Here is a 23,155-nt window from a genome sequence, read left to right on the forward strand (position 1 = left end):
CTGTAAACAAATTAAAAAGCAGCGTGTTTATTGTTTTTTCTTGCAGTGAGAAGAAACACATTGAAGATGTCTTTTGAAAGTAGTTATTGCTTTATTTTTTTGATTTTACCCTTTGATGCTTACTTTTATTTGCATATCTTCTCAAAAATATATAGGTTTGCGTCCGTACCAACAGATGATAAATTATGAATGTGAGTGATACTGTGAGTTTTTTTTTGCACTTTAAGAGGTTTGTTCTGGGACTGCCGATTTTTTTCGTTTTGCAGGTTGCTCAGGCACAAATTCAAGTAAAATCGGAATATATAGGAGCTTCACAAGTAAAGGATAATCACGGTAATTCACTTGCCGAGGGAGGAGATATAAAGGTGGTAGATGCTATCGTTCGTCTTCCTTTGGCGATGCAAAAAAATGAAAATGACGAGGTTATAAAAGCTACTTTTATGTCGTTTTGGGGAACATACGCCTCACTTGGCAATCAACGATTATCAGAGGCACATACTATTTCCGACGTAACCAATGTTTCTTTAACCTTTGGGCAATTACTACCCATAACGGGAAAATGGTCGGTTTTGGCAATGGCGGGAGGAGGAATTTTTACAACCGATTTTCCGAATTTTACAGCAAAATCGGCTTTTTTGCAAGGAGGGGCAATGGTTTTGCGAAAGGAAAACATAAAATTTGATTGGGGAATAGGAGCTTCTATCAATAATTCGTATGATTATGTGATGATTACGCCTGCTTTCTTGCTTAATTGGAAAATTGACAATAGGCATAAATTAAGTATTTGGTATTATAATTGTCTTGAGTTTGAACTTAGTAGAAAAATTTCTGAAAGACTGAAAATAAGTCTGGTAGCTGAGGGCGAAGTGCTTTTTGGATTACATAATAATTATGCAAAAGAAATCTCTTTTGTTACTCAATTTGGACACGGAGGAGTTCGTTCCGAATTTAAAGTAGGGAAAAATTTTCACATTCCCGTTACATTGGGAGTTTCTTTTTCAAGAAATACCTATTTTGATGAAAAAACATTCAAGTTTTACTATAATGTTATAGGCGAAAATAAGCTTTCGTCTTATTTTGCGGCTGGTTTCCGATATGGAGGCTGATAGTTGAACTTTTAAAATATTTAGCAAAAAAAATGCGATTACATCGAAATTTAACAGATGCAGTGATTGAAGGCTTGGGATTGATTTTCAACGAGAGTCGTTATGCGGATAAAGTAGTTGAAAAACAACTGAAAAAAGATAAACGCTGGGGGGCTCGTGATAGGGCTTTCATTGCAGAAACTACTTATGAAATCGTTCGTTGGAAACGTCTATACGCTGAGATTGCAGAAGTAAAGCAGCCTTTTTCGGTTCAGGATTTACGCCGGATGTTTGCCGTTTGGGCAGTATTGAAAGGAATTTCATTACCTGATTGGTCGTATTTTGAAAACACTCCTCAACGTCGTATAAAGGGAAAATTTGACGAACTTTCAAAAGTTAGAAAATTCAGAGAATCAATTCCTGATTGGCTTGATGTTTTGGGAGAAGAAGAGTTAGGTAATGAATTCTGGACGAAGGAGTTGCACGCTCTGAATGAGTTGGCTCCCGTTGTTTTACGGGCAAATACTTTAAAAATTTCTTCTCCGCAACTGAAAAGTTTATTACAACAAGAAGGTATCGAAACTCGTTTACTGAAAGATTATCCGGAAGCTTTGGAGCTTTCCGAACGAGCCAATGTGTTCTCAACCAAGGCTTTTTCCGATGGCTTGTTTGAGTTGCAAGATGCCTCATCACAAAAAGTAGCTCCGTTTTTGGAGGTAGTTCCGGGAATGCGTGTGATAGACACTTGTGCCGGAGCTGGTGGAAAGACGTTGCATTTGGCTTCCTTGATGAAAAATAAAGGACAAATCATTGCGATGGATATTTATGAAAATAAACTCCAAGAGTTAAAGCGAAGAGCCCGACGCAATGAAGTTTTCAATGTAGAAACGAAACTGATTGACCCAAAACAGCTAAAACGAATGCAAAATACAGCTGACAGAGTTTTAATTGATGCTCCTTGCAGTGGTTTGGGTGTTTTGAAGCGAAATCCAGATGCAAAATGGAAGCTAAAACCTGAATTTTTGGAACAAATTCGAAAAACTCAACAGGAAATTTTACAAAATTACAGCAAATTAGTAAAATCAGGAGGAAAATTAGTGTATGCTACTTGTTCCATTCTTCCGTCCGAGAACCGAAATCAAATTGATGAATTTTTGAAATCAGAAGCCGGAAAAGGGTTTGTTTTTGAAGCAGAAGATAAAATTTTTGCTCATCAATCAGACTACGACGGATTTTATATGGCAAGAATGCGAAAAAATAGCTAAAAAATTGAGACACCATAATTTGTTTCATTTTTCTTTTCATTGATATTTTTCTGTTTAATTCAAAAATTATCTGTAAATTGCACCTCTTTTTATTCTTAAATAAGAATTATATTTTTTAGTTATATTTCTGATATTTATGTTGTTATAGAAATGCTGAGGTGGATTAAAGATAGGTTTTTTATATTTTTTGTGGTGATGTTAATATCCTCCTGCGAGTATTTTTCAAAGGAAACTCCCCAATATGCTATTGCCCGAGTTGGTGAAAAATATCTCTATAAGGAAGATATAGCTGCCATTATGCCAGTTGATTACACAAAAGAAGATAGTATAAACATAGCTGAAAAATATATTAATAATTGGGCTATAAAAGAATTAATGCTCGCAAATGCTGAACGAAATATAAATGATGAAGAAAAGGAAAATTTTGAACGTTTAGTAAATGATTATCGAGCAGATTTATATATAAATTTTTATAAAGAAGGGTTGATAAACAACGCGATAGATACTGTTGTTAATGAGAAAGATATGCAATTCTTCTATGAAAAAAATAAGGAGATTTTCAAATTAAATGAGGCACTGATAAAGTTGAGATATATTCAAATCTCATCTAATGAAAAGAAGAAAAAAATAAGTGCTCTTGAAGAAAAAATAAAACGTTTTGAAAAATCTGATGCAAGGGAGTTAGATTCATTGTCATTGCAATTTACATCCGTTTATCTGAATGATTCTACTTGGGTTAAAGCCGAAAGTGTTTTGAAGAAACTACCTTTTTTAAGCAAAGAAATGGAAACAAGTAAGCAATCATTTGTAACTCATAAAGATTCTACGGGAATTTATTTTGTACAGATTTGCGACATTTTGCGAAGAAATGAGCAAGCTCCTATGGAGTATATTTTGCCTACTTTACAACAAATTATATTGAATCAGAGGAAATTAGAGTTTGTTAAAAAACTTGAAACAGATATTATAAACACAGGTATAAAGAAAAAACAATTTGAAATTATTTATGAATAGAAAAATTGTATCCGCTATCGGAATGTTATTTTTAACTTTGGGCTTATATGCTCAAAATGATACAGTTACTAACAAAGAAGTTGTTCAAAAACGCTTGAAGGTTGATGGCGTGGCAGCTGTTGTTGGTGATTATTTAATTTTGGAATCGGACATAGATAAAACTTTTATTGAATTACAGAACCAAGAGGTTGATACAAAGAATTTTACACGTTGCCAAGTTTTGGGTAAATTGATGGAAGATAGGTTATACGCTCATCAAGCAGTTCAAGATAGTATCACGGTAACGGATAGCAGAGTTCGTGAGTCTGTAAATCAACGGATTGAATTTTTATTATCAAAGTTGGGAGGCGATATGAAAAAATTGCTTGAATTCTACAAAAAGGAAGATGAGCAATCAATGCGTGATGAGCTTTTTGATGTTTTCAAACTGAATATGCTTTCTCAGCAAATGCGTTCGAAAATAGTTGAAAAAGTGGAAGTTACACCGGAAGAAGTGCGTCAATTTTTTAATTCCATTCCTGAAGACGAGCGTCCTATTTTCAATACGGAACTTGAAATTGCTCAAATTGTTATAAATCCGGTGGCTCCGAAAGAAGAAGTTCAGAAGGTAATAGACCAATTAAATGAAATTAAAGCCGATGTGGAGCAAAACGGAGCGAGTTTTGCCACCAAAGCGATACTTTACTCAAAAGACCGTGCAACAGGAGGTCAAACCTTAAGTTTTAACCGTTCATCACATTTTGATAAAGCTTTTAAAGATATGGCTTTCAGCTTGCAAGAAGGCGAAATTTCCAAACCTTTTGAATCAAGCTTCGGTTGGCATATCATCGAAATGGTTAAAGTTAAAGGGAAAGAAGTAACTGTACGTCATATTTTATTGACACCTAGCGTGCCACGTGAGTCATTGATAGAAGCTAAAGAGAAAATTGAAAAAATTCGTGAAAGAATAATCAATAAAGAGCTTGCCTTTGATGAGGCTGCACGTAGCTTATCCGATGAAAAAGAAACTCGAGGAGATGGAGGTCAGCTTGTTAATCCGGAAGATTTTTCTTCACGTTTTGAGCTTACACGATTGGAACCTGCTATGTATGAAAGAGTTGCTAAGTTGAAAGACGGAGAAGTTTCTATTCCGTATCTTGATGAGGACGATACAGGAAAGAAAAGCTATAAAATTTATCAAGTAACAAATCGTCACGAAGAGCATAAAGCTGATTTTGTGAAGGATTACGTTAAAATTCAGGATTTGGCTTTAAAAGAAAAGCAATTAAAAGCTGTAGCCAAGTGGATGAATGAGAATATTCAAAAAACACATATTATGGTTAATGGAGAATATAAAAAATGTGAATTCTCTAATAATTGGCTTAAAAAATAGTATTATTTATTTAGAAAAGCTGTGATTTTTGATGTTTTTTACAATGCAACTTTTTTATTATTCTGAAATAGACGAGCAAAGCACTTCCTTTTTCTTTGATAAGGAAGAGAGTCAGCATATTGTGAAGGTTTTACGAAAGAAACAAGGTGATTTTCTATATGTTACAAACGGAAAAGGATGGCTTTTTGAAACAGAAATTACGTTTGCTTCTCCTAAAAAGTGTGAAGTTTCAATATTGAAGTACGAGTATAAGTTACCTCGTCCGTACCATTTACATTTGGTGGTTGCTCCAACAAAAATGAATGAGCGTTATGAGTGGTTTTTGGAGAAAGCCGTTGAAATTGGCGTAGATGAAATTACTCCGATAATATGCCATCACTCTGAAAGAACGGTAATTAAAACGGAACGCTTTGAAAAAATTATACATTCGGCGATGAAACAGTCTTTGCAGTATTATTTGCCTAAACTTAATGCTCCCGTATCATCAACAGAATTTTTTAAGCAATTAAAAGATGATAATTCGACGAAGTTTATTGCTCATTGTCAGGATGGTACAAAATATTTATTTTCAGAAAAACTTAGTCCGTTCCCTGAAAAAATAATGGTTTTAATAGGTCCTGAAGGAGATTTTTCTTCAGAGGAAATCAAATTAGCTTTGCAAAATCGTTTTCAACCAATTTCACTCGGAGACAATCGCTTACGAACAGAAACAGCAGGAATTGTAGCTTGTGATTTTGTAGCGATTTGCTCCAAATTAAAATAAAACGTAATAAAATTTATTTGAATATGAATTCTAAAATGATAGCCAATGGAATACTGCGAGCCGTTGTAACCATTGTCTTGACCATATTACTGCTCTATGTTCTGTATTTGATAAGGTCAATCATAATATATATAGTATTGGCTTTGGTCGTTGCCTTGATAGCCAAACCGTTAGTTTATTTTCTGGCAAAAAAAATGAAGATAAGGAATAAAACCGTCAGGATTTTGATAACGATGGGAGTGTTTATTATTTTAAGTTTGGGAACATTCAGTTTGTTTGTTCCATTGCTTATTTCGCAGGGGAAAAACCTGTCCGAACTGAATATAGACCTGTTGCGGGAAAATTTAGATGGTTTGATGTCACAACTTTTTGATAACTTAGGAATGAACAAGGAAAATTATACTATGAGTGCTTCAGAGGTGCTTAATTTCATAGATATTCCTAATTTTCTTAATTCGTTTGTTTCTTTCATCGGGAGTTTTGGAGCAGGAGTATTTTCTGTTTTATTCATTTCATTCTTCTTTATAAAAGACGGAAGTAAAATGTTTGGTTCAATTTTGACATTAGTTTCTGCAAAAAATGCACAAAGAACAAGGGTTTCTGTGCTTAAAATCAATCATTTGCTTTCTCGTTATTTTCTTGGATTGGTTTTGCAATTAACGATTTTATTTGTAATTTACACAATCACATTATTGATTTTCGGGGTGCAAAATGCTTTAATAATTGCTTTTTTATGTGCTTTTTTGAATGTGATTCCTTATATAGGACCTATTATCGGTTTTGTGTTGATGACTCTTTTGACGATGAGTAGCAATATCAGTAGTGATTTTATGTCTGTTACTCTTCCCACTACGATTTATGTCTTAATAGGATTCTTTATAGGGCAATTTATCGATAATGTTTTTTCACAACCACTTATTTTTTCTAATTCTGTGAAATCTACTCCTTTGGAGATTTTTTTAGTGATTTTGATTACAGGAACACTTTTGGGAATTATGGGAATGGTAATTGCTGTGCCGGCTTACACGGTAATTAAAGTGGTTCTTAAAGAGTTTTTCCCGAATAACGAATTAGTTAAATTAATGACTAAGGATTTGTAATTTCTTATCATTGAATTTATAAAAAATATACGGGATTGGGATACAGAAAGTTGTAATCCAATTCCGTTTCCAGTTTTTTTGAAAGAACGATTTTTCCGTAAGGTTTTTCTTTAGGTTTAGTTTTTGTTCCTTTTTGATAATTGATAATTTCTTGTTTTATAGGATGTTCCGGAGCTACCACGTTGTACAATTTTGATTGTAAATTCAGTGAAATCATCTTCTCAATTATCAAGCAAACATCCTGATAATGAGTGTGATTTGCTACTTGATTGGGTTCAGAAATTTTGTATTTGCTAAGTATGCGGTCATCTCCCATCAATCCGCCTAATCTCAGAATATTTATTTGAGGAAATTTACTTTTCAGAAAAGATTCTACAAAAAATAACTTAGATTCTAATAAAGTAGAAGGTAAATTTTCATCTATTTTCATATCAGATTGTGGATAAATTCCTATTGAACTGGTAAAAAATAATTGTTTTTTGAAATTCTGAATAAAAAAATCAATATTTTTTAATCTTTTTTCCAAAATATTGTTATCAAGATGTCTTCCAAATGGAATTGTTATTATAATACAATCCAAATCAGAAAGAATTTCCCATTTTTTTGCTTCAAAATTATCGAAATCTATTAAAAAGGAATGAAAATAAGTGCCTAAAGATGTATATTTATCAATATTTCGAGTTGTAGTATAAATTGTATTATTTTCGTTTAAGTGTTTTGCCAATCGAAAACCCAACCAGCCACATCCTATGATACCTATTTTCATTCTTTGATACTATTTTTTTAAAGCCACTGAAATTTTTTCAAATAAATTTTTCAAACCTTCTTCGTCAACAGAATTTCCGCTCAAAGTAGTTGAAATTTTTGAAAGTTGTGTTACGTCTAAGCCGTTGGACAGAATTCTCAAAAGAGCCATTTTTTCTCCTTTTTGAAGAATGAGAATGATTACTTCTTTGATATTTTCGTCTGTACCAACGTAATCAACCTGAAATTTAATACCTTTATCAGTAGTTCGGATTAAATCTTGGTATTTTTCATCTTTTAAAATGGTAGCTACTTCGTCGTATTCTTTTTTGAGTTGCAAGCTATCACTTTTATTCAGCAACAGTAAATTAACTCTTTCAATGATATTGAAAATATTTTCTTTTTCCGTAGATTTATCACTCAAATAATCCTTTGGAGAAATATTCATTGAAATAAAGTTAGGGTTTTCCGAGTTTTTAACGATGTACTGCTGTATGCTTTTCTGTTGGCAAGCCGTGAATGCAAACAGAAATCCGAATAGAATTAAAATACGCATTTTTAATAAACATTATTTTGTTTTCACTTCTTTTACTTCTTCCGGCAGGTTCATATTTTTTGTCAGAACGCCTATTTTGTTAAGGTCAATATCTCCTGTGAGGCTCAAAATCACCGCTTTATTTGAATTACCTCCATCTTCAACAAACATCAATAATTCAGAAACGTGGTCGGCATTTTTTCCTTGTTTTACGTAAAATTTCACGTTTGCAGCTTTGTCTTTTACTCGCATCAACTCGGTTAATGTGGTTTTGCCTAAATAATTTTGGACTTCTTTTTTCATATTTTGTGCTACAGTTTTATCTTCTGTTGTGAAGATTTTCAAACCCGTTAATTTATTGGCAATATCCATAAATTCCTTTGCTTCAGCGTCTTTACTGTCAATTTTGGAAAGCATTTGAAACATTTTTTGGGAAACCACTACAGTTGTAACCTTGTCATTTTCTTCAAATTTATCAAAAGCAGATTGCCCCACTGCACTCATTGATGTCAAAAAAATATTTACTAAAAGAATTAATTTTGTTTTCATATTATTACTTTTTATATTTTGTTTATTTTTCACTAAAGCTCGTTTAAATTTATTATTTTATTTGTTGTTTCGTCGAATTCTTTTAAATATGTAATTTTTGTTGTTCCTTTGTTATAATTAACGGAAACCATTTCTAAAGCCTCTTTTACTTGTTCAAAAACCATTTCGGCTTCCTGTTGCTGTTTTTGCTGCTTGAGATGGTAACTAATTCCGAAAAAGACACCCAAAAATGTTGCTGCAATTCCAATTTTCCAGAATAAATTTCTTTTTTTAGGTTTGTTTAGAGGTAATTCTTTTTTTGTAAATTCTTCTAAACCAGCTTTTTGAAAGTATTTGAACATTGGCTTGTATTTTTCAAGGGAAGCATCTACTTGTTCGGAATTGAAATATTCTTGCAATTCTTTTTCTTCTTGCAGAGAAGTTTCTCCTTCAAAATATTTTTCTAATAATGATTCAATTTTCTTTGTCATATTTTTATTTTTAATATTCAAATGTTGATAATTTTTCACGTACTGTTTTTCGGGCTCTTGATAGAATTACTCTGATGGTTGCCTCTTTTATTCCTGTTATTTTTTCAATTTCATCAAACTCATATTGCTCTATATCACGTAGTTGCATAACCATACGTTGCTGTTCAGTCATAGTATTGATTATATTTTTCACTTTATCCAACATATCATTTGTTTCTACTTGTTTTTGTACCGAAATATGTGTTTCAGTTTCATATTTTATATTTGTAAGAGACACATTTTCAGAGCTTTTTGCTTTTAATTTATCATAACATAAGTTTTTTGTTAAGGTCATTGTATAGGCTTCCAAATTTTGTATGTCTTTTATTTTTTGGTTTTGTTGCCACAATTTCAGTAAAATTTCCTGCGAGGCATCTTCGGCTTCATCTTTTGAGATAAGTAATCGCTTGGCAAAACGATAAATTTTATCTTGAAACGGACGAATATGCTCTAAAAAAGCTTTGTGTGTCATACAAAAATCATAATTTTCTTCATACAAAAGACGAATATATGAAAAAAATGTTACATTTGTAGGAAAAATTTTATGTTATGAAAAGAATATTTTTATCTATTTTGTTGACGGCGAGTATTTTATCTTGTAAAAAAGATGTTGATGATACTCCAAAACCAGATGATGTAAAAAATCAAGATGCATTAAATTTAGAAATCAAAGATTTTATCTGGAAGGGACTTAACACATTTTATTTATGGCAGGCAGATGTTCCAAATTTGGCAGACACACGTTTTGCTTCAAGTGTGCAACAAACTAATTTTACAAATTCTGCTTATTCTGATTTTTTGAAGAGTTATAAAACGCCTGATGAATTGTTTTTCAATTTGTTAAATAAATCTGAAAAACTATATAAAAATGGAGCTATTGACCGATTTAGCTATATTACAAAGGATTATACAGAATTGGAACGTAATTTTCAAGGAGTTTCGCTCAGTACAGGAATGGAATTTGGTTTGACGAGGTACGGACAAGAAGGAGGCGTTTTAGGATTTGTTAACTATGTGCTTCCTAATTCTGAAGCAGAACAAAAGGGCGTTAAAAGAGGAGATTTATTTTTAACCGTAGATGGTACTCATCTGACAGTCAGCAATTACAGAAATTTGTTGTTCAATGATAAAACATCAATGGCTATTGAAATTTACAGATTAGAGAATGTAAATGGACAAAAAACAATTCAAAAGATGAATAAATCGGTAGTGATGGCAAAAAAAGAAATCACTGAAAATCCGATACTTATTAAAAAAGTAATTGAAAAAGGAACTCACAAAATAGGCTATTTGATGTACAACGGATTCGTTGCTAACTTTGACAAACAACTCAATGAAGCTTTCGGAGAGTTTAAAAGTCAAGGAATTACGGATTTTGTTTTAGACCTGCGTTACAACGGAGGCGGACGAGTTTCTTCGGCAACGTATTTGGCTTCAATGATTACAGGTCAATTCAACGGACATATTTTCGCTAAAGAGCGTTGGAACAATAAGTTACAACCCATTATGGAAAAAAAGAAAGGAGGAGTGGATAACTTCTTCACCAATGAAATGACTACGGATAACAAAGAAAAGATAGCGATTAATAGCTTGAATTTGAGTAAGATATACATATTAACTTCAGGCAGAACAGCCTCAGCAAGTGAGCTGGTAATCAACGGATTAAGAGCATATATTGATGTTGTTCAGATTGGAGATGTAACCGTGGGCAAAAACCAAGGTTCTATAACTGTTTATAACAGTCCTTCAGGGTTTTCAAAGGAAGGAATTAATAAAAATCATAAATGGGCAATGCAACCACTGGTTTTGAAAATTGAAAACGCTAAAGGCGAAGGAGATTACACAAGCGGTTTACGCCCAACTTTCCAAATGGAGGAAGATTTGACAAATTACGGAATTTTGGGTGATGAACAAGAACCATTCTTAGCTAAAGCAATTCAATCTATTACAGGAATTACTGACAAACGCTTGCCAAGAAAACCTGAAATGCCAATAAAGGAGTTAGCTAATTCAAAATCATTCAATTTTGCGGCAAACGAAATGTATAAATAGTTGATTATTAATTATGATTTGTTTTTAAATTCGATTTTCTGCTTTCAGAATGAGTAAATTTTACAGATTAACGGTATCAGATATAAAAAAATTGACAGAAGATTCTGTTAAAATTACTTTTGCCTTGCCTGAGCTTCTGAAACAAGTATTTTCTTATGAAGCAGGACAATATCTTACATTACAGCAAGATGTTGATAATCAAAAGGTAAGGAGAGCGTATTCAATTTGCTCGGGAGTAGATGAAAATCAGTTGAGTGTCGCTGTAAAACGCATTCCAAACGGAATTTTTTCGACCTACGCAACCACAAGACTCAACAAAGGAGATACCATAGAAGTAATGCCTCCGGAAGGAAGATTTGTTTTCCTTGATATCTTCGGAGATAGGGATATTGTGCTTTTTTCCGCAGGAAGCGGCGTAACTCCAATGATGAGCATCGCCAAAACGGCTTTGAGTAAAACGGATATAAAAGTTGTATTTATTTACGGAAATAAATCAAAAGAAGAAACGCTTTTCTTTGATGAAATAGAGCAACTTAGAAGGATGTATCCGAATAGATTTTTGGTACATTATGTTTTTAGTCGGCAAATGTGGGGAGAAAATATTTCAGGAAGAATTAATTCGCAAGTAGTTGATTTTATTCTTGAAAAATACAGAAAATTGAATTTAGGATATTATTATATTTGTGGTCCTAATGAGATGGTTTCCACTGTTAAAGAGCATATTCTTAGTAGAGAAATTCCTCAGGATTATATTTTTACGGAGCTTTTTGAAATTACGGCATCCAAAAGTGATGATTTTTCGCATTTACAAGGTAAAGTTACCGTATCTTGTACTTTAAAAGGCGAAGAAAAGATATTTCAAATACCTAAAAATCAATCACTTTTGGAAGGAATACTTTCACAAGGAATAGATGTGCCATATTCGTGTTTGAATGGGGTTTGTAGTAGTTGTATAGGCAAAATTACCGAAGGAGAAGCGAAAATGGCTAAGAATGAAACACTTGTTGAAAAGGAAATTTCGGAAGGATTTGTGCTTAGTTGTCAGGCGTATGCAGTAACAGAAAGTTTGAAAATTGTGTATGATATATAAAAATGATTGATTTAAGATATGAAACGTATATTTATTTTAGCTGTTAGTTTATCTTCTTGTGGTTCAGGAAGTTCATCAAAGCATATTTCTATGGATGAATATCAGCCCAATTCATCGGATATTCTTGTGGATATTCGTACTCCTGAAGAATTTTCTGAAGGACATTTGGAGAATGCCGTGAATGTGAATTTTTTTGATGAAGATTTTGTTTCAAATTTTGAAAAAGAATTTGATAAAAATGATACGATTTATATTCATTGCAAAAGTGGAGGCAGAAGCACCAAAGCAGTTCAAATTCTTGAAGATAAGGGATATAAGAATTTAATTCACTTAGATGGAGGAATTTTACGTTGGCTGGAAGCAGGCAAACCTGTGGAAAAATAATGGAATTTTTTATTTAAATTGAATATAAATTAAAGCTGCTGATTGTAAAAAATGAATTTTGAAAATCAGAAGTATATAAAAAAGGTATATCTTTGGGCAAAATTTTAAGTTATGTTTGAATTTGATCAATATTTAGGATTTTTAGTATTTTTAGGTATTGCAATGATTGGCTTTTGGTTGATGATTTTTTTGCTTACCTTTGTAGTTCCTTATTGGGTTGGTGGTGCTATTATGGAAGCCATTAAAGAAAAAAAGGAAGCCAAGAAAGCTAAACAGCAATCATAAAAAGGTCTTTAGCTTTTTAAAAAATATATTTTGATTAGGTCTCTATGGGGAAAACTTTCCATAGAGGTCTTTTTATTGTTTTAATATTTTACTTATGTCAGCGGTTATAGAAGAAAAATTACAGAAGATACCCATTGTTCGCAATGTGGTTTCCTTCCTGAAAAAAATTCCATTATCAAGTAATGCTTTTTCTCTTTATGACTTGCTTGAACTTTATATTGTTGGGATTGTAAAAGGAGCTTTAACTCATAGGGCAAGTGCCATTTCTTATAGTTTTTTTATCGCAATGTTTCCCTTTTTGTTGTTTATCCTGAATTTAATTCCCTACATCCCTATTGATAATTTTCAAATGGACGTCTGGAATTTTATCAATAGTTTGTTACCTCCCGGCACTCACGATTTTTTTTCCGGTATTTTCTTTGATATTGCCGATAATCCCAGAGGAGGTTTGCTTTCTTCTGTTTTTTTGCTATCTATCTTCCTGATGACTAACGGAGTAGTTGCTATTTTTGGCGGTTTTGAATTTTCATATCACGTTAAAATTACCAGAACTTTCATAAAACAGTACATTGTATCTCTGGTTGTGGCTATCATATTGGGATTGTTGATATTAGTAGTTGTAGCAATGTTTATTTCGTATGAGATTTATTTGCTTCCTTATTTAGAAAAATGGGGACTTTTGTACAGCAATGAGGCATTAATTAAGTGGTCAAAAATAGTATTTATTTCTATTATAACGTATTTTGGTACGTCGATTCTTTTCTTTTTTGGCACTCACGAAGGGAAGAAAAGCAGATTTTTCTCAGTGGGTTCTATCTTTACTGTGTTGCTTTTTGGTGTAACTACGTATTTCTTTGGTATTTATATTGAAAATTTCTCTCAGTACAATCAACTTTATGGTTCTATTGGGGCTTTGTTGATTTTTTTGTTTTATATTTGGCTGAATTCAAACATTCTGTTATTGGGATTTGAACTTAATGCAGCGTTATTACAACTAAAAAAATCAAATTAAATGCCTTATTTTGTTGATGTTATTCTTCCGATTCCTCTCCGGAAATTATTTACTTATGGTGTAAATGAAGATGAAGCACATTTTTTAAAACCCGGAAAGCGAGTTGCTGTATCTTTTGGTAAATCAAAGATTTATACGGCTTTGGCGTTCCAAGTACATACTTTTGAACCAACTTATCCAACTAAGGATATTGAATATATTTTAGATGAAACTCCTGTTGTAAATCCGTTACAATTACAACATTGGCAATGGATTTCCGAATTTTATATGTGTTCGCTGGGAGAAGTTTTTAAAGCAGCAATGCCTTCTTCCTTTCTGCTGGAGAGTGAAACAATCGTAGAGATGAATTCCAAAGATTTGGAAATTAGTATTTTTACAGATGATGAATGGTTGGTGTATGAAGCTCTGAATTTCAAAACTGCCCTGACGGGAAATGAGGTTGTTAAAATAGTAGGAAGAAAAAAAGCCTTAAAAGTTTTAAAAGGTTTGGTGGAGAAAAACGCTGTGAAAATTTCCGAAAAGATGTTTGAAAAGTATGTCCCGAAGTTGATAAAGTATATCAGATTATCATCTGAATATCAATCTGATGAAGGAATACAAAAAGCTTTTGAAATCCTTTCAAGGGCAACCAAACAAAAACAACTTATTGTAGCCTATTTCAATTGCATTAATAAAGAGAAGGGAGTTTTAAAGGCTGAAAAATTACTTTCGGAGGCAAATGTTTCTGCCGGTGTTTTAAAATCTGTGATTGAAAAAGGAATTTTTGAAGAGTATTTCATTCAGAAAGACCGTGTTAGTTTCGCGGGGGATTTGCTCGATAAAAAAACATTGAGCGAAGCCCAACAAGAAGCCTTTTTTCAAATTCAGAATCAGTTTAAGGAAAAACAAATTGTTCTTCTTCAGGGGGTTACGGCATCTGGAAAGACAGAAATTTATATTGAACTCATTGACCAAGTGTTGCAGTCGGGCAAACAAGTTCTGTTTCTGCTTCCTGAAATAGGGCTTACCGTGCATCTAATCAATAGATTAAAGAAATACTTTGGAGATAAGATGGGCGTTTATCATTCTAAATATACCACCAATGAAAGAGTTGAAGTTTGGAATAATGTTTTAAATGGAAATACTAAGAATCAGCTTGTTGTGGGAGTTCGTTCCTCGGTTTTTTTACCTTTTTCAAACTTGGGATTGGTCATCGTTGATGAGGAACACGATTCTTCCTATCGCCAATTTGAACCGGCTCCGCGTTTCCATACTCGTGATGCAGCGATAGTTTTATCTAAAATACATAATGCCAATGTGTTACTGGGGTCGGCAACTCCTTCGTTGGAGAGCCTTTACAATGCGAAACGAGAAAAATATGGTTATGTGTATCTTTCCAAACGATTTGGTAACTTTCAAGTTCCTGATATAGAAATTGTTGATATGAAGGACAAACGCCATCGGAAACAAATGACCGGACACTTTTCGGATACGCTTATAAAAGAAATTGAGCAGACACTTCAACAAGGAAATCAGGTTATATTATTCCAAAATCAGCGAGGTTATGCCCCTGTACTTCAGTGTGAATCTTGTGCTACGGTGCCGCAATGCCCTCATTGTGATGTGAGTTTGACGTATCATCAAGGTAGAAATCAGTTGCGATGCCATTACTGTGGTTACGCCATAGCAAAACCTGAAGTTTGCATAGCCTGCGGAAGTTCTGACTTAATAACAAAAGGATTTGGAACAGAGCAAATTGCAAAAGAACTAACGGAACTCTTCCCAACAGCAATAATTGACAGAATGGACCAAGATACTACAAGCGGAAAGTATGGCTATGAAAAAATTTTATCGAAGTTTGAACAGCGAGAAACACATATTTTGGTCGGGACGCAAATGATTAGCAAAGGTTTGGATTTTGAAAATGTTGGTTTGGTGGGAGTTATGAACGCCGATTCGCTTATTCATTTTCCTGATTTCAGAGCGTACGAGCGTAGTTTTCAGTTATTGGTGCAAATTGCGGGTAGGGCAGGGCGTAGCTCCGAAAAAGGAAAAGTTTTAATTCAGACTTACAGTCCGAAACATCCTGTTTTACAACAAGTTTTATACAATAATTTCAAAGAAATGTTCCAAAATCAAATTGAGGAACGTAGGGAATTTCATTATCCTCCCTTTGTCCGATTAATTAAAATAACGTTCAAACATTCTGATTTCAATAAAGTAAATGAAGGAGCAGAGTGGTTTGCAGAGGTTTTGCGTCAAGGATTTTCTGAGCAGAAACTTCTACAAGTGTTGGGACCTGAATTTCCGTTGGTTTCCCGTATTCGGAATGAATATATAAAGGATATTTTAATAAAAATACCACCAAAAATTTCCGTAGAAAGCGTAAAAAAATACATTTTACGAACCGAAACTAGTTTTCAATCTGTTGCTAATTTTAGGTCTGTCCGCGTAATCTTCAATGTGGAATAAAAAACCAAATATTTTTATTTGATTTTTCTTTATGAAATCAATTTTTATAGTGAACCAAATTGTAGTTTTTTATGAAAAAATTATTACTTTTGCCTGCAAAATTATCTCATAACAAATGGAAAGCCAAATTGTAACTTTTTTGTTGTATTGTGTTCCTTCGGCAATTGTTGGTGTAATTGCGTATTACTTCTTTTATTTACATATCAAAAACGAAGAAAAACGCCGTTTTTTTCTGTTGCAAAAAGAAAATCAGAAGCTTTCACTTCCGTTGCGTTTGCAGGCGTACGAGCGAATGGCTTTATTTTTGGAACGCATCAGCCCACAACAATTATTACTTCGCATTCCTTCACGCAACTTGCCTAAAAAAGAATATGAAGCATTATTGGTAAATTCAATTGATGAGGAGTTTGAGCATAATCTTTCACAGCAAATATATATGAGCGAAGATTTATGGAATGTTATCCGAACAGCCAAAATGGCAACTATTCAAGTGATTCGCAAAGCCACATATGATGAGGAATTGGCTGATTCCAAGGCTATGACCGAATTTATTTTTAAAGAATTTATCAACAAACCATCACCTTCATCAAGTGCTTTGAGCCATTTAAAGGACGAAGTTCGTGAATTTTTACGCTAATTTTTGAAATCTCAAAAAAGAATACTTTGCTAAATTATCGGAGACAAATAATTTTATTGATAGGTTTATTAATCGCAACTACTTTCTTTTGGTATGCGGAGTTGTTTGCTATCCGAAAGATGGATTATCAGAGTTTTCACACGTTTTCAATGTTGGATACTTTGAGGCGTTCCAAAAACTCGGTGAGAGACACTATCAAAAAACCAAATATAAAACCCCAAAAGGATTCTCTTTTGCAAGAAAAAGATTCTTTAAAAAAAGATTCCGTGCAGAAACCCAAAGGAGCTTTGGAAGATATTGTTAAATACAAAGCGAAGGACAGCATTGTATTTAATAAGGTAAAAAGTGAAATCATTTTGTACAACGAAACGCAAGTACAATATACTGATATTGAAATATCTGCAGGAATTGAGCTTATTAAATTTGATATAGGAGAAGTTTACGCAGGACGATTGAAAGATTCTGTTGGAGAATACACGCAACATCCTGTTTTTAAGCAAGGTAATGACATAATTGAACCGGATTCCATTCGTTTTAATTACAAAACTCAAAGAGCAATCATCCGAAATGCTTATACAAAACAAGATGAAAATAACATAAAAGGGGAAATTATCAAAAAAGAGAATGATTCTACCTATTTTATGAAAAATGCTATTATCACAACTGCGGAAGATTTGGACGACCCGGATTATTATATCAAGGTGAGAAAGGCAAAATTTGTTCCTCAGAAGAAAATAATTGCCGGACTCAGTAATATGTACATTGTTGATGTCCCAACTCCTATTGCTATTCCTTTTGCATATTATCCGATGGTTTCAGGACGAACATCAGGGCTTATTTTTCCTACTTTTGGAGAGGTAAACAATCGTGGATATTTTATACAAAACGGAGGATATTATTTTGTTATCAGCGACCATTTGGATTTGGCACTCACGGGTGATTATTTCACAAACGGAAGTTATGGTTTCAGGGCTCAGTCTGCGTATAATAAACGATATAAGTTTTCCGGGAATTTCAGTCTGAATTACGAAAATCAGATTTACAGCATCAAAGGGCTTCCTGATTACAGTGGTACGACTTTGTACAACATTCAATGGACACACTCAAAAGATGCAAAATCAAATCCCAATTCAAGTTTTTCGGCATCTGTGAATTTGGGAAGTAGTCGTTATTATCAGAATTCGTACAATCAAATCAATTCACCCAATGTTTTGAACAATACGTTGTCCTCATCAATTTCGTATTCCAAAACGTTTCCTGCATATCCTTCTGTAAATCTTTCGCTTACAGCATCGCACTCGCAAAACACTAACACACAGAATATTGAAATGACCTTGCCTGCATTGCGAGCAAGTATGGAGCGTATCTATCCGTTTGTCAAACAAGGGCAGTCAAAGAAAGGTTTGATAAAAAGCCTTAATTTTCAATATAGTATGCAGGCTGATAATCGTTTTTCTACTACCGATAGTTTGTTCTTTTCAAGAAAAATGTTCAATGATGCTAAAAACGGTGTGAGACATTCAATTCCTGTTAGCACTACCGCAAAATTGTTTAAGTACATAACCTTAGGGCTGAATTCGTCACTGAATGAAACTTGGCAATTTAAAACGATTCGTAAAAATGACTTCAATAGCAATATAGGAAAATCTGAAATAGACACGTTAAACGGCTTCGACCGCTTTCTTACGTATAATTTAGGAGCGAGTTTGGGAACTACCGTTTACGGAACTTTTCGTTTTAAGAAAGATAGTAAAATACAGGCTATCAGGCACGTAATGCGTCCGTCGGTTAGTTATGGCTACACACCTGCTTTTGATCAATATTATGAGGATTATATTTCTGATGCTTTTGGGAATACATCACAATATACTCGTTTTGAAGGGGGAATTTACGGAACGCCGGGGCTTAACAAGTCGCAATCCATCAGTTTTTCATTGAGTAATACTTTGGAAGCAAAAGTGCAGCAAAAAGATAGTACGCAAACAGAGCCAAAGAAAATTATGTTGCTTAATAGCTTGAATTTCAGCTCAAGTTATAATGTGATTACAAAACAATTTAGTCCCGTATCTGTAACGGGAGGAACTTCTTTTTTTGAAGGGAAATTGCCTATTAATTTTGGTATGACTTTAAATCCGTACGCAATTGATGAAAATGGAAGGCAGATGGAGAAATTTAACATCAACAATGGAGGAAGTCTTTTCCGTTTAACAAATGCAAATCTTTCAACGAGTTATACGTTTTCAAACCGAGATAAAAACAAAACAAAAAATAATGATAACACCGCTTCTGGAGGACGTGCAGATGATTTATTCGGTTCATCTAAACCCATAAATGATATGCAAAATGAAGATGAAGAAGCAGAGGAAAAACAAGAAGAAAGAGAAAAGAAAAGTTCCTTTTACAATGCAAGTATTCCGTGGGATGTGAATTTAGCGTATTCTTTGACTTACAGTAATTCAGCTCGTGAAAGTCGAATCTCTAACAATTCTATTATGTTTTCGAGTAATGTTGAACTTTCGCCAAAGTGGCAAGTTGGAATCTCAAGCGGATACGATTTTATAAACAAAGGAATTACCTACACACAATTACGATTTGAGCGTGATTTGAATAGTTTTAGAATGAGTTTTCACTTCACACCTATTGGATACAGAAATTCTTGGTACTTCTTCATAGGTATAAAATCCTCAATGCTATCCGACTTAAAGTGGGATAAGAGTAAAGAACCGGACAGAAGGTTGCGTTAATATTTTTCACAGCGGGAAATTTACTTTTTGTATAATTCATAAATTGTGAATATGTTAATATGATGTATTTTTTTATGAAAAATTTTGAATTTTATTTGCGTTTTTTATTGAATAAATAATTACCTTTGCCTCCAATTGGATATTACTTACTAATAATATAATAGCTTATGAAGAAATTTTTTACCTATGTAGTTGTTGCATTGATGATTGTAATGACAGCTACAAATTGTTCCAAAAAGGAAGAGGTTGTTTATGATGACCTTAAATTGAGTGTGGCAGGTCAGGATCTTGCCGTTAGAGAAGGGAAAGATATTTCCTTTGATATCAAAGCTGGTAGCGGAGAGTACGAAGTGTTAAGTTCTAATAATCAAGTAGTAAAGATTTCTCTTTCGCAAACTAAGGTGGTTTTGATGGGAGCTGCTGCAGGAGAGGCAACAGTTACTGTAATTGACAGAAAAACTAATCAAAAAGCAACAGTTAAAATAACTGTTAGCAAGGAGTTGGTAGATTTGGCTCTTGATGTAAATGAATTGACTTTGTATTTAGGAGAAAAAGGAACTGCAAACATTTCTTCTGGAAACGGGCAGTATGAAGTTACCGTGGCCGACAATACCATAGTTAGTGCAACTCTATCACAGACAACCGTAGTTGTTCAAGGTGTAGCATCAGGTACAACAACAGTTACAGTTAAAGACATAGCAAGTAACAAAGAAACTGTTTTGAATGTAATGGTAAAAGAGAAGCAGGCCATTGAGTTGAATATGGAAGGTAACGAGTTGGTTGTTAAAGCTTTCACTGACATTGAAAGAGAACAGGCAGCAGTTAAAGGAGAAAAGTTAGAAAATACAAAAATACAAATTACTTCTGGAGCAGGAAATTATACCGTAACTTCAAGTGATGAAACAATAGCTAAGGTAAGAGTAGAAGGTAATGAAATTTTTATTGATGGTTATAAAACAGGAACTGTAACAATAACCGTTTCTAATGATGTGAATGAATCTAAGCAAATTGTAGCTAATGTATATGCTTTGAGCCTTGAAGTTAGCAATATCAGCTTAAAATCTAATGAATCAGTTGCCGTTCAAGTGATTGATGGAAGTGGCCAGTATGAGGTGGTAGGAACACCTTCCGGTGTGGGAGTAACCATTTCTGAAAGTACGATAACAATAACAGGTACGAATTCTGTTAAAACAGACATTACTATAAAGGATAAAGTTTCAGGAAAAGAAGTTCTTTTAGGGGTTTATGTGGTTGAAAATATTGTGACACCTGAAGATACTGATACAGTTTTGGTAGAAGGCGGAACTTTCAGAATGGGAAGCGATAATGGAGATCCTGATGAAAGAGTTCGTCATAACGTAACGTTAAGCAGTTACCGAATCAGCAAATATGAAATTACAAATGCACAATATGCCAAGTTTTTGAATGCAGTAGGTAATAAGACTGAAAACGGATTATACTATTATTATGGTGCAGATAAAGAAAGAGAAAAAGGGATTATTAGAAATGGCAATACTTATGAACCGGTAAAAGGTCGTGAAAACTATCCGGTAACTTATGTATCTTGGTATGGAGCAAATGCTTATGCAAAATGGGTAGGTGGTAAATTGCCAACAGAAGCTCAATGGGAGTTTGCTTCTTTAGGTGGAAATAAAAGCCAAAAATACAGATTTTCAGGAAGCGATAATGTCAATGAAGTAGGCTATCATTTAGGAAACTCAAAAGGATTAAATCCGGTTGGAACCCTGAAAGCTAATGAATTGGGTATTCACGATATGAGTGGAAATGCTTGGGAATGGACTGCTGACGAGTACTATTCAAATTACACACCCGAAGACAAAGTAAACCCTGAACCATATAAAACAGATAATGTTAAAAAACGCTTTGTTCGCCGTGGAGCGAGTGTTTACTGCAAACCAAATTATTGTCGTTCTGCAAATCGTGGAGCCAATGATGCTTATCAAAACAACATTAGTTTCCGTGTTGTATTTAAAGTAGAATAGATAGGTTGAGAAAAAATACAAACCAGCCCTTTGATGTTAGAATAAACATTGAAGGGCATTTTTTATGGATTTAGGAGATTGTTTTTATCTGCTCTCTAAATAAAAAACATTTTTTATCTTCTTTTATAAATGGAAAAATAGTATATTTGTCCCGAATTTTAATAAAACTAACTAACAATTTAACAAATATGTCAAACGACATCCGCATTCGAAAGGGGTTGGACATACATCTGGAAGGCGAGGCTGAAAAGATTACCAAGCAGCTACCGCTGGCAAAAGTGTATGGATTAAAACCCTCTGATTTTCATTCTGTTGTGCCAAAGCTCATCGCTAAGGAGGGCACAGAGGTTAAAGCCGGAGAAGCCGTTTTTCACGACAAAAAAGACGAGCGAGTGGTTTTCCCTTCGCCCGTAAGTGGTAAAATTACCGAAATTGTTCGTGGAGAACGCCGTAAGATTTTGGAAATCAAAATCACACCCGATGCTCAGCAAGCTTATAAAGACTTCGGGAGCAAAGATCCGGCAAAAATGTCCGCCGACCAAATCAAAGATTTCTTGCTTTCAAGTGGAGCGTGGACGCTCATCAAGCAACGTCCGTACGACATCATCGCAGGAGCTGATACTCAGCCCAAAGCGATTTTCGTATCCGCTTGCAAGACCAATCCGTTGGCTCCCGATTACAGCTACGTGCTGAAAGGTAAAGAATCGTTTTTGCAGGCGGCTCTCACGGCACTTTCCAAACTAACCGCAGGAAAGGTTCACGTGTCGGTGTTCAAAAACGACCCGCAGTCGCCACTAAGAGGCTTGAAAGACATTGTAATTCACAACATTTCAGGTCCGCATCCTGCTGGTAATGTAAGCACGCAAATTGCTCAAATCGACCCGATTAACAAAGGCGAGGTGGTATGGGTGGTAACGCCGCAGGATTTAGTAGTCATCGGGGAGCTTTTCGTAACCGGAAAACTCAACCTTACCCGAACCGTAGCACTCACAGGGGCTTGTGTGGAAAAACCGCAGTACTTTTCGGTAATTGCAGGAGTCTTAGCAAGTAGCATCGTGGCAGGAAATCTTAAAGCCGTGAAATCGCGTGTGATAAGTGGTGATGTGCTTACGGGAGAAAAAGTTTCGGAAGGCGGATTCTTAGGCTATTACGACGACCAAATCACCGTAATTCCCGAAGGTGATGACTACGAATTTTTCGGTTGGAACAAACCTGTCTTCAACAAAGTTTCAACTACACGAGCGATGACTTTCTCGTGGCTTAATCCGAAGAAAAAATACAACTTGAATACCAACACCAACGGCGAGCATCGTGCGTTTGTGATGACGGGTATGTATGAGGAGGTTTTCCCGTTGGATATTTATCCGATGCAGCTTTTAAAGGCGTGTTTGTACAAAGATTTGGACGAGTTGGAAAACTTGGGTGCTTACGAAGTTGCTCCTGAGGATTTTGCACTGACCGAGTTTGTGTGCGTTTCCAAACAACCGCACCAAAAGATTATCCGCGAAGGGTTGGATTTGATGATGCAAGAGCTTGGATAATCCTTCTGACATAGTTTAAC

General features: G+C 34.3%; 21 protein-coding genes. 16 read left to right on the top strand and 5 right to left on the bottom strand.

All coding sequences use genetic code 11. The annotated features are described in order from the left end of the window. Window positions 1-185: 185 nt before the first annotated feature. The 6 genes from GN105_RS05275 (at window position 186) to GN105_RS05300 (ending at window position 6,599) form a co-directional block, all read left to right on the top strand. A complete protein-coding gene (locus GN105_RS05275) occupies window positions 186-1,106 on the top strand; it encodes a DUF6268 family outer membrane beta-barrel protein (protein ID WP_155284391.1) in 921 nt (306 codons plus the stop codon). A 32-nt stretch (window positions 1,107-1,138) separates the two neighbouring features. Beyond that, window positions 1,139-2,350 carry an RsmB/NOP family class I SAM-dependent RNA methyltransferase gene (locus tag GN105_RS05280; protein WP_155284392.1) on the top strand — a complete coding sequence of 404 codons (1,212 nt, stop codon included), beginning with the start codon at window positions 1,139-1,141 and terminating at the stop codon, window positions 2,348-2,350. Window positions 2,351-2,545: 195 nt separating this feature from the next. After that, window positions 2,546-3,364 carry a peptidyl-prolyl cis-trans isomerase gene (locus GN105_RS05285; protein WP_227977343.1) on the top strand — a complete coding sequence of 273 codons (819 nt, stop codon included), beginning with the start codon at window positions 2,546-2,548 and terminating at the stop codon, window positions 3,362-3,364. Then, window positions 3,357-4,736 carry a peptidylprolyl isomerase gene (locus tag GN105_RS05290; RefSeq protein WP_155284393.1) on the top strand — a complete coding sequence of 460 codons (1,380 nt, stop codon included), beginning with the start codon at window positions 3,357-3,359 and terminating at the stop codon, window positions 4,734-4,736. The genes GN105_RS05285 and GN105_RS05290 overlap by 8 nt, the downstream gene beginning before the upstream one ends. 43 nt (window positions 4,737-4,779) lie before the next feature. Next, window positions 4,780-5,499: a 16S rRNA (uracil(1498)-N(3))-methyltransferase gene (locus GN105_RS05295; protein ID WP_155284394.1), complete on the top strand. Its 720-nt coding sequence runs from the start codon at window positions 4,780-4,782 to the stop codon at window positions 5,497-5,499. Between the two features lie 23 nt (window positions 5,500-5,522). Next, the gene (locus GN105_RS05300; protein ID WP_155284395.1) at window positions 5,523-6,599 is read left to right on the top strand and encodes an AI-2E family transporter; all 1,077 of its coding nucleotides are present in this window, start codon (window positions 5,523-5,525) and stop codon (window positions 6,597-6,599) included. A gap of 16 nt (window positions 6,600-6,615) precedes the next feature. On the opposite strand, the gene GN105_RS05305 is transcribed toward GN105_RS05300, so the two are convergent. Genes GN105_RS05305 through GN105_RS05325 form a run of 5 tightly spaced genes read right to left on the bottom strand, consistent with a single transcriptional unit; the run spans window position 6,616 to window position 9,408 of the window. Then, window positions 6,616-7,365, bottom strand: a complete 750-nt coding sequence (locus tag GN105_RS05305; protein WP_155284396.1) for a Rossmann-fold NAD(P)-binding domain-containing protein — start codon at window positions 7,363-7,365, stop codon at window positions 6,616-6,618. Window positions 7,366-7,374: 9 nt separating this feature from the next. Further along, window positions 7,375-7,899, bottom strand: coding sequence for a DUF4252 domain-containing protein (locus GN105_RS05310; protein WP_155284397.1), 525 nt, complete (start codon window positions 7,897-7,899; stop codon window positions 7,375-7,377). A 12-nt stretch (window positions 7,900-7,911) separates the two neighbouring features. Beyond that, window positions 7,912-8,427, bottom strand: coding sequence for a GFO_1090 family protein (locus tag GN105_RS05315; RefSeq protein ID WP_155284398.1), 516 nt, complete (start codon window positions 8,425-8,427; stop codon window positions 7,912-7,914). A gap of 32 nt (window positions 8,428-8,459) precedes the next feature. Then, window positions 8,460-8,897 carry a PG0215 family putative anti-sigma factor gene (locus GN105_RS05320; RefSeq protein WP_155284399.1) on the bottom strand — a complete coding sequence of 146 codons (438 nt, stop codon included), beginning with the start codon at window positions 8,895-8,897 and terminating at the stop codon, window positions 8,460-8,462. A 10-nt stretch (window positions 8,898-8,907) separates the two neighbouring features. Further along, window positions 8,908-9,408 (bottom strand): GFO_1088 family ECF-type sigma factor, encoded by a 501-nt coding sequence (locus GN105_RS05325; protein ID WP_155284400.1) that lies wholly within the window; start codon window positions 9,406-9,408, stop codon window positions 8,908-8,910. A 77-nt stretch (window positions 9,409-9,485) separates the two neighbouring features. On the opposite strand from GN105_RS05325, the gene GN105_RS05330 reads away from it, so the two are divergent. The 10 genes from GN105_RS05330 (at window position 9,486) to GN105_RS05370 (ending at window position 23,135) form a co-directional block, all read left to right on the top strand. After that, on the top strand, window positions 9,486-10,988 hold the full coding sequence (locus GN105_RS05330) for a GFO_1087 family putative carboxy terminal peptidase (protein ID WP_155284401.1): 1,503 nt from the start codon (window positions 9,486-9,488) through the stop codon (window positions 10,986-10,988). Window positions 10,989-11,037: 49 nt separating this feature from the next. Further along, window positions 11,038-12,078: a ferredoxin--NADP reductase gene (locus GN105_RS05335; RefSeq protein WP_155284402.1), complete on the top strand. Its 1,041-nt coding sequence runs from the start codon at window positions 11,038-11,040 to the stop codon at window positions 12,076-12,078. 18 nt (window positions 12,079-12,096) lie between these two features. Then, window positions 12,097-12,462, top strand: coding sequence for a rhodanese-like domain-containing protein (locus tag GN105_RS05340; protein ID WP_155284403.1), 366 nt, complete (start codon window positions 12,097-12,099; stop codon window positions 12,460-12,462). 111 nt (window positions 12,463-12,573) lie between these two features. Beyond that, window positions 12,574-12,747 (top strand): hypothetical protein, encoded by a 174-nt coding sequence (locus GN105_RS12850; RefSeq protein WP_173014970.1) that lies wholly within the window; start codon window positions 12,574-12,576, stop codon window positions 12,745-12,747. A gap of 94 nt (window positions 12,748-12,841) precedes the next feature. Further along, entirely contained in the window at window positions 12,842-13,759 is a 918-nt protein-coding gene (locus GN105_RS05345) for a YihY/virulence factor BrkB family protein (protein WP_155284404.1), read from the top strand. Beyond that, window positions 13,760-16,210 carry a replication restart helicase PriA gene (gene priA / locus GN105_RS05350; protein WP_155284405.1) on the top strand — a complete coding sequence of 817 codons (2,451 nt, stop codon included), beginning with the start codon at window positions 13,760-13,762 and terminating at the stop codon, window positions 16,208-16,210. A gap of 115 nt (window positions 16,211-16,325) precedes the next feature. Further along, window positions 16,326-16,847, top strand: coding sequence for a DUF7935 family protein (locus tag GN105_RS05355; RefSeq protein WP_155284406.1), 522 nt, complete (start codon window positions 16,326-16,328; stop codon window positions 16,845-16,847). A 149-nt stretch (window positions 16,848-16,996) separates the two neighbouring features. Then, window positions 16,997-19,591 (top strand): putative LPS assembly protein LptD, encoded by a 2,595-nt coding sequence (locus tag GN105_RS05360; RefSeq protein WP_373279394.1) that lies wholly within the window; start codon window positions 16,997-16,999, stop codon window positions 19,589-19,591. 167 nt (window positions 19,592-19,758) lie between these two features. After that, window positions 19,759-21,594 carry an SUMF1/EgtB/PvdO family nonheme iron enzyme gene (locus GN105_RS05365; protein WP_155284407.1) on the top strand — a complete coding sequence of 612 codons (1,836 nt, stop codon included), beginning with the start codon at window positions 19,759-19,761 and terminating at the stop codon, window positions 21,592-21,594. A 188-nt stretch (window positions 21,595-21,782) separates the two neighbouring features. After that, a complete protein-coding gene (locus GN105_RS05370) occupies window positions 21,783-23,135 on the top strand; it encodes a Na(+)-translocating NADH-quinone reductase subunit A (protein ID WP_155284408.1) in 1,353 nt (450 codons plus the stop codon). The last annotated feature ends 20 nt before the right edge of the window (window positions 23,136-23,155 follow it).

The sequence above is a fragment of the Capnocytophaga felis genome, assembly GCF_009684755.1.
Classification (GTDB): domain Bacteria; phylum Bacteroidota; class Bacteroidia; order Flavobacteriales; family Flavobacteriaceae; genus Capnocytophaga; species Capnocytophaga felis.

Coding starts and splice junctions, on each gene's coding strand:
- GN105_RS05285 (WP_227977343.1), top strand. CDS start 2,546: ATGTTAATATCCTCCTGCGAGTATTTTTCAAAGGAAACTCCCCAATAT.
- priA (WP_155284405.1), top strand. CDS start 13,760: ATGCCTTATTTTGTTGATGTTATTCTTCCGATTCCTCTCCGGAAATTA.
- GN105_RS05335 (WP_155284402.1), top strand. CDS start 11,038: ATGAGTAAATTTTACAGATTAACGGTATCAGATATAAAAAAATTGACA.
- GN105_RS05275 (WP_155284391.1), top strand. CDS start 186: ATGAATGTGAGTGATACTGTGAGTTTTTTTTTGCACTTTAAGAGGTTT.
- GN105_RS05300 (WP_155284395.1), top strand. CDS start 5,523: ATGAATTCTAAAATGATAGCCAATGGAATACTGCGAGCCGTTGTAACC.
- GN105_RS05295 (WP_155284394.1), top strand. CDS start 4,780: ATGCAACTTTTTTATTATTCTGAAATAGACGAGCAAAGCACTTCCTTT.
- GN105_RS05345 (WP_155284404.1), top strand. CDS start 12,842: ATGTCAGCGGTTATAGAAGAAAAATTACAGAAGATACCCATTGTTCGC.
- GN105_RS05355 (WP_155284406.1), top strand. CDS start 16,326: ATGGAAAGCCAAATTGTAACTTTTTTGTTGTATTGTGTTCCTTCGGCA.
- GN105_RS05330 (WP_155284401.1), top strand. CDS start 9,486: ATGAAAAGAATATTTTTATCTATTTTGTTGACGGCGAGTATTTTATCT.
- GN105_RS05305 (WP_155284396.1), bottom strand. CDS start 7,365: ATGAAAATAGGTATCATAGGATGTGGCTGGTTGGGTTTTCGATTGGCA.
- GN105_RS05290 (WP_155284393.1), top strand. CDS start 3,357: ATGAATAGAAAAATTGTATCCGCTATCGGAATGTTATTTTTAACTTTG.
- GN105_RS05310 (WP_155284397.1), bottom strand. CDS start 7,899: ATGCGTATTTTAATTCTATTCGGATTTCTGTTTGCATTCACGGCTTGC.
- GN105_RS05370 (WP_155284408.1), top strand. CDS start 21,783: ATGTCAAACGACATCCGCATTCGAAAGGGGTTGGACATACATCTGGAA.
- GN105_RS05360 (WP_373279394.1), top strand. CDS start 16,997: ATGTTGGATACTTTGAGGCGTTCCAAAAACTCGGTGAGAGACACTATC.
- GN105_RS05280 (WP_155284392.1), top strand. CDS start 1,139: ATGCGATTACATCGAAATTTAACAGATGCAGTGATTGAAGGCTTGGGA.
- GN105_RS05325 (WP_155284400.1), bottom strand. CDS start 9,408: ATGACACACAAAGCTTTTTTAGAGCATATTCGTCCGTTTCAAGATAAA.
- GN105_RS05315 (WP_155284398.1), bottom strand. CDS start 8,427: ATGAAAACAAAATTAATTCTTTTAGTAAATATTTTTTTGACATCAATG.
- GN105_RS05320 (WP_155284399.1), bottom strand. CDS start 8,897: ATGACAAAGAAAATTGAATCATTATTAGAAAAATATTTTGAAGGAGAA.
- GN105_RS12850 (WP_173014970.1), top strand. CDS start 12,574: ATGTTTGAATTTGATCAATATTTAGGATTTTTAGTATTTTTAGGTATT.
- GN105_RS05340 (WP_155284403.1), top strand. CDS start 12,097: ATGAAACGTATATTTATTTTAGCTGTTAGTTTATCTTCTTGTGGTTCA.
- GN105_RS05365 (WP_155284407.1), top strand. CDS start 19,759: ATGAAGAAATTTTTTACCTATGTAGTTGTTGCATTGATGATTGTAATG.